3 protein-coding genes are annotated in these 5824 nt (G+C 66.2%); 2 read left to right on the forward strand and 1 reads right to left on the reverse strand.

Going from position 1 to position 5824, the window contains the following annotated elements; all coding sequences use genetic code 11:
* Positions 1 to 395: 395 nt before the first annotated feature.
* On the reverse strand, positions 396 to 1301 hold the full coding sequence (locus tag OS124_RS0117025; protein WP_010141040.1) for a LysR family transcriptional regulator: 906 nt from the start codon (positions 1299 to 1301) through the stop codon (positions 396 to 398).
* A gap of 177 nt (positions 1302 to 1478) precedes the next feature.
* On the opposite strand from OS124_RS0117025, the gene OS124_RS0117030 reads away from it, so the two are divergent.
* Together OS124_RS0117030 and OS124_RS0117035 are read left to right on the forward strand one after the other, a co-directional pair.
* Positions 1479 to 4892 (forward strand): indolepyruvate ferredoxin oxidoreductase family protein, encoded by a 3414-nt coding sequence (locus OS124_RS0117030; protein WP_010141041.1) that lies wholly within the window; start codon positions 1479 to 1481, stop codon positions 4890 to 4892.
* Positions 4893 to 5137: 245 nt separating this feature from the next.
* Positions 5138 to 5824: 1-acyl-sn-glycerol-3-phosphate acyltransferase (locus OS124_RS0117035; protein WP_050900919.1), on the forward strand; the 687-nt coding region annotated here is incomplete at its 3' end.

The following is a 5824-nucleotide window of genomic DNA, read 5'->3' on the forward strand; positions in this document are numbered from 1 at the left end:
TTCGCCAGAGTGGAGGCAGAAGGGGCGTTGATCCGGCGCAGGACGCCCGTTTCAGTGGCGGGCCAAAAAAAAAGGCCGGACACAAGGTCCGGCCAAGTCCAACAGGGAGGTATGAAGATGATGCGCCGGTAAGCGCGATCATCATCGAATGCCCAGATATTGGTCGGAGTTGAAACGATCAAGTCCCAAAATGCCGCAGGGTTTACATTACTGCTATGCATTGTGTGCAGTGCTACGCGGCGCAGGACGGTTTCAGCGCCTGAAGCGTCGGCGGCCGCCCTCAGCACCGCCGGTTGCGACGGGGGAGGGCATTTCAGAAGGGAGAGGACAGGCACGCACCCGAGAGGCAATCACCTCTCGGGCCACTGAGGCGGCTTCATCGCCCGGAGGGCGGGTCAGTCCGTGTCGCGGTCGCGCAGGGTGCGGCGGTGCGCCATGATCTCGTCCTGGACGAACTCGCGGAAGGCGGCAACGCGCTTGGAGTGGCGCAGCTCTTCGGGGAAGGCGAGGAAGACCGGCACCTCGCCCGACTCGATGTCGGGGAAGATGCGTTCCAGCGTCGGGAAGTCCTCGACGATGTAGTCGGGCAGCACGCCGATGCCGAGGTTGTGGATCACCGCCTGCAGGACGCCGAAGTAGTTGTTGACCGTCAGCGTCGACCGCACCTCGGCGGCCATCAGCTGGCCGACCAGGGAGGCGCCCGCCGCCACCTGCGGCGCCGAGGGGGTCTGGCAGATCAGCCGGTGCGTCGACAGGTCTTCCAGCGTCTCGGGGCGGCCGTAGCGGGCGATGTAGTCGGCCGAGGCATAGCAGCGCATGCGGATCGACATCAGCTTCTTGCGGATAAGGTCGGCCTGCGAGGGCTCCTTCATGCGGACGGCCACGTCGGCTTCGCGCATCGGCAGGTCCAGCACGCGCTCTTCCAGCATCAGGTCAATCTTCAGGTCGGGGTATTTCTCGTAGAGCTTGGGCAGGCGCGGCGCCAGCCAGAGCGTGCCGAAGCCGACCGCCGTGGTCACCCGCAGCTCGCCGAAGACCTCCTCCTCGCTGTCGCGGATCCGGGCGGTCGCGGTTTCCAGCCGCTTGGCCATGGCGCGGGTCGCATCGAACAGCAATTCCCCCTGTTCGGTGAGAATCAGTCCCCGCGCGTGGCGGTGGAACAGGGTGGTGTTCAGGCTCTCTTCCAGCCCGCGGATCTGGCGGGAGACCGCCGATTGCGACAGGTGCAGCGCATCGCCGGCATGGGTCAGGCTGCCGGCATCGGCAACCGCGTGAAAGATCCTGAGCTTATCCCAATCCATCTTGAAACTGCCTGTCGTCTGAGGGCTGTGCCGCACAATAAATCAACCTTGCCGGTCGTGGCGCCCCTCATAGCGGGGGTGCCCCCACTTGAATAGGGCGTTTTTCCTTAATTTTCCATCGTGTCGTCGGTGCGGGCGCGAACTTCGGCTATACTGCATGCGGAGGAGGCACCAAGCATGAGCCAGGAGAAGATTTCCCTCAACGACCGTTTCGACCTGAAGAAGTCGCCGGTCCTGCTGAACGGCACCCAGGCCCTCGTGCGCCTGATGCTGGCGCAGAAAGCAAGGGATGAGGCCGCGGGGCTGAGCACCGCGGGATATGTCACGGGATACCGCGGATCGCCGCTTGGCGCCGTGGACATGCAGATGCGCAAGGCCGGCAAGATCCTGCAGGCCGCGGACATCCGCTTCGAGGAGGGGCTGAACGAGGATCTCGCCGCCACCGCCCTCTGGGGCAGCCAGCAGGCGCACCTGCGCGGCGAGGGGCGCGTCGACGGGGTCTTCGGGCTCTGGTACGGCAAGGGGCCGGGGGTGGACCGTTCGGGCGATGCGATGAAGCATGCCAACATGGCCGGCACGGCACCGCTTGGCGGGGTGTTGATGGCCATGGGCGATGACCATACCGGCGAAAGCTCGACCGTGCTGCACCAGAGCGAATGGGCGCTGGTCGATGCCTACATGCCGATCGTCAGCCCCGCCGGGGTGCAGGAGATCCTGGACCTGGGCCTCTATGGCTATGCGCTGAGCCGCTATGCCGGGGTCTGGGTCGGGCTGAAGACGATGAAGGATACGGTCGAGGCGACCTCGGTCGTCGATGGCGATCCCTTCCGCATGAAGCTGGTCACGCCCGAGGACTTCCAGATGCCCGAGGGTGGGCTCAACATCCGGCTCGGCGACAGCCCGGTCGAGCAAGAGGCGCGGATCATAGATCACAAGAGGTTCGCTGCGGAAGCCTTTGCCCGTGCGAACAAAATCGACAAGCGGGTCTGGGGGAAGCCGGGCGCGAAGATCGGCTTCGTCTCGGCCGGGAAGAACTGGCTGGATCTCGTTCATGCGCTGTCCCTGCTGGGCATCGACGCGGCCGAGGCCGAGCGTCTGGGCATCACCACCTACAAGGTGGCGCAGGTCTGGCCGCTGGACATGGACAGCTTCCACGACTGGGCCGAGGGGCTGGACCTGATCGTGGTGGTAGAGGAAAAGCGCAAGCTGATCGAGGTGCAGGTCAAGGAGTCGATCTTCGACGACCGTCGCGGCCGCCGCGTCTATGGCTGGAAGAAGGGCGGGGGCCATGCCGAAGAGCTCTTCCCGACCAAGGGCGCACTTGATCCGGTCTGGATCGCCGAGAAGCTGGGCGCGATCCTGGTCGAAGAGGGCCGCGGCACCGACCGCATCCGCGCCGGGATGGAGGCGCTGACCGAAGTCCGCCGCAACGACAATGTCACCGATCTGGCTGCACGTCTGCCCTACTTCTGCGCCGGCTGCCCGCACAACAGCTCGACCAAGGTGCCCGAGGGCAGCCGCGCCTATGCCGGCATCGGCTGTCACTACATGGTGCAATGGATGGACCGCGAGACCAGCGGCTTCACCCACATGGGCGGCGAGGGGGCGAACTGGATCGGCGAGGCGCCGTTCTCGACCCGCGACCACGTGTTCCAGAACCTCGGCGACGGGACCTATAACCACTCGGGCGTTCAGGCGATCCGGGCGGCCTTGGCCTCAGGTGTCAACATCACCTACAAGATCCTGTTCAACGATGCCGTGGCGATGACCGGCGGACAGAGGAACGAGGGCGGGCTGACCGCCTACCGCATCGCGGACGAGCTGCGCGCCATGGGGCTGGCCCATATCGCCGTGGTGCATGACGCGAAGGAAGATGTCGATCTTTCGCAATTCCCGAAAGGGATCGAGATTGCGGAACGCGCCGATCTGGAGGCCGTCCAGAAGAAAATGGCAAGCGTGAAGGGGGTCTCGGCGCTGATCTACGTGCAGACCTGTGCCGCCGAGAAGCGCCGCCGCCGCAAGCGGAAGGAGTTCCCGGACCCCGACAGGCGCGTCTTCATCAACACCGATGTCTGCGAGGGCTGCGGCGATTGCGGGGTGCAGAGCAACTGCGTTGCCATCACCCCGGTCGAGACCGAGTTCGGCCGCAAGCGCGCGGTGGACCAGTCGGCCTGCAACAAGGACTTCTCGTGCCTCAACGGCTTCTGCCCCAGCTTCGTGACACTGGAAGGCGCGGTGCCGAAGAAGGCCGCCAGCCGCTCGCTTGAGCTGCCCGAGGAGATGGCGCTGCCTGTGCTGCCAAAGATCCGCGGCACCCACAACATCGTGCTGACCGGGGTCGGTGGCACCGGCGTCGTCACCATCGGCGCGGTGCTGGCCCAGGCGGCGCAGATCGACGGCAAGGGTGCGGGCATGATGGAGATGGCGGGGCTGGCCCAGAAGGGCGGCGCCGTGCACATCCACCTGCGCCTTGCCGAGCGGCCCGAGGATATCTCGGCGATCCGCGTCGCGGCGGGCGAGGCCCATGCGCTGATCGGCGGCGACCTGGTGGTGAGCGCCGGGTCCAAGACCCTCGGCCTGACCCGGGGCGGGCAGACCGGCGCGGTGGTGAACTCTCATGAGATCGTCACCGGCGACTTCACCCGAAACACGGAATTTTCCCTTCCGTCAGAACGGCTTGAGTTGCAACTGCAGGCCCGCTTGCGGGATCGGCTGGTGCTGTTTGATGCCTCGGCCCTGGCGCAGGTCGCCATGGGGGACAGCATCTTTGCCAACATGATCCTGCTGGGCGCGGCCTGGCAGCAGGGGCTGGTGCCGCTGCGCCACGAGGCGATCGTTCAGGCGATCACGCTCAACGGTGCGGCGGTCGAACGCAACCTGCATGCCTTCGAGGTCGGACGCTGGGCCGTGCTGCACCGCGACGAGGTGCAGGCCATGATCGCCCCCGCGGCGCAACGGCCCGAGCCGCTGAGCCTCGAGCAGATGATCGAGCAGCGCGCCGAGCATCTGCAGAAGTACCAGAACCGGCGGCTGGCCCGGCGCTACCGCGCCTTCGTGGCCCGTTTCGAGGACCCCGAGCTGCGCGAAGCCGTGGCAAGATCGTACCACAAGCTCTTGAGCTACAAGGATGAATACGAAGTCGCCCGGCTGCACCTGGAATCCCGCCGCAAGGCACAGGCGCAGTTCGACGGCGATTTCCGCATGTCCTTCCATCTCGCCCCGCCGATGCTGGGCGGAGAGGATGCCTCGGGCCGGCCGAAGAAGCGGCAGTTCGGCGGCTGGATGCTGACGCCCTTCCGGGTGCTGGCGGCGATGAAGGGCCTGCGCGGGACGCCGCTGGACCCCTTCGGGCGCCAGGCCGAGCGCCGGATGGAGCGCGCCCTGATCCGGCAGTACGAAGAGGATATGGAAGAAATCCTAATGGGTTACGATCCACAGTTGAAGGATTGCGTCAAGGCGCTGGCGGCGCTGCCGATGAAGATCCGCGGTTTCGGCCCGGTGAAATCCGCCAATGAGGCGAAGGCGGCGAAAGAGCGCGAGGCGCTTCTGGCGACCCTGCATGCCGGCCCGGTGCGCGCGGCGGCGGAGTGACGCCGGTCGCTTTGCGTTCCCCGCGCGGCGCCCCCATCTGACAGGGGGCGCCGCTGCCCTGACGGGGGGGCGCGACACATGACGTCGACCGTTAAACACTTTGCAACTACCTGTGGCGCAGGATCGTCCTGCGTCACAGGGGCCTGCAGGAGGGGGCTCAAACCACTGGAACGAATCCGCGCCCCTGTCTATGAGGCCGGACCAAGAGGCCCTTTCGACGGGGCCATACCCGTTCGGATACCGCGATGACTGCAGAAATTCTTCCGTCCCAGCATAATCCGCGCCCCCCCAGCCCGCGGCAGATCGCCCGTGACATCTCCTACGCCTCCAGTGCCGAGACCCGTTCGGGGCGGATGGTAATCCGGGTGATGGAGAACGCCCTGGGGCGACCCGCGCTGATCCGGCGCGCCGATGGTTATGCCGAGGATGTGCGGGCCGGGCAGGACTTCTGGTCGGTCATGGTGCAGCGCTACGGGCTGTTGCTTGAGCTGAGCGCCGGCAGCCTTGAGAACATTCCTGCCGAGGGGCCCGTGGTGGTGATCGCCAATCACCCCTATGGCATACTCGACGGGCTGATGCTGGGCCACATCCTGCAGGAGCGGCGCGGCGATTTCCGTATCCTGGCCAACCGGGTGTTCCGCAAGGCCAGCGACCTCGACCGGGTGATCCTGCCGATCAGCTTCGACGAGACGCGCGAAGCGGTGCAGACCAATATCGAGACGCGTCGCGAGGCCCTGCGCTATCTGCGCGAGGGCGGGGTGATCGGGGTCTTCCCGGGCGGCACCGTCTCGACCGCGCTGACGCCTTTCGCCCATCCGATGGATCCGGGCTGGCGCGGCTTCACCGCCCGCATGATCGCCAAGAGCGGCGCCACCGTGGTGCCGGTTTTCTTCGACGGCACGACCTCGCGGCTGTTCCAGCTGGCCAGCCAC

The organism is Oceanicola sp. S124 (assembly GCF_000220565.1).
Classification (GTDB): domain Bacteria; phylum Pseudomonadota; class Alphaproteobacteria; order Rhodobacterales; family Rhodobacteraceae; genus Pseudooceanicola.

Bases quoted from the DNA above. Each gene is read 5' to 3' on its own strand.
- OS124_RS0117030 (WP_010141041.1), top strand. From the start codon at position 1,479: ATGAGCCAGGAGAAGATTTCCCTCAACGACCGTTTCGACCTGAAGAAG.
- OS124_RS0117025 (WP_010141040.1), bottom strand. From the start codon at position 1,301: ATGGATTGGGATAAGCTCAGGATCTTTCACGCGGTTGCCGATGCCGGC.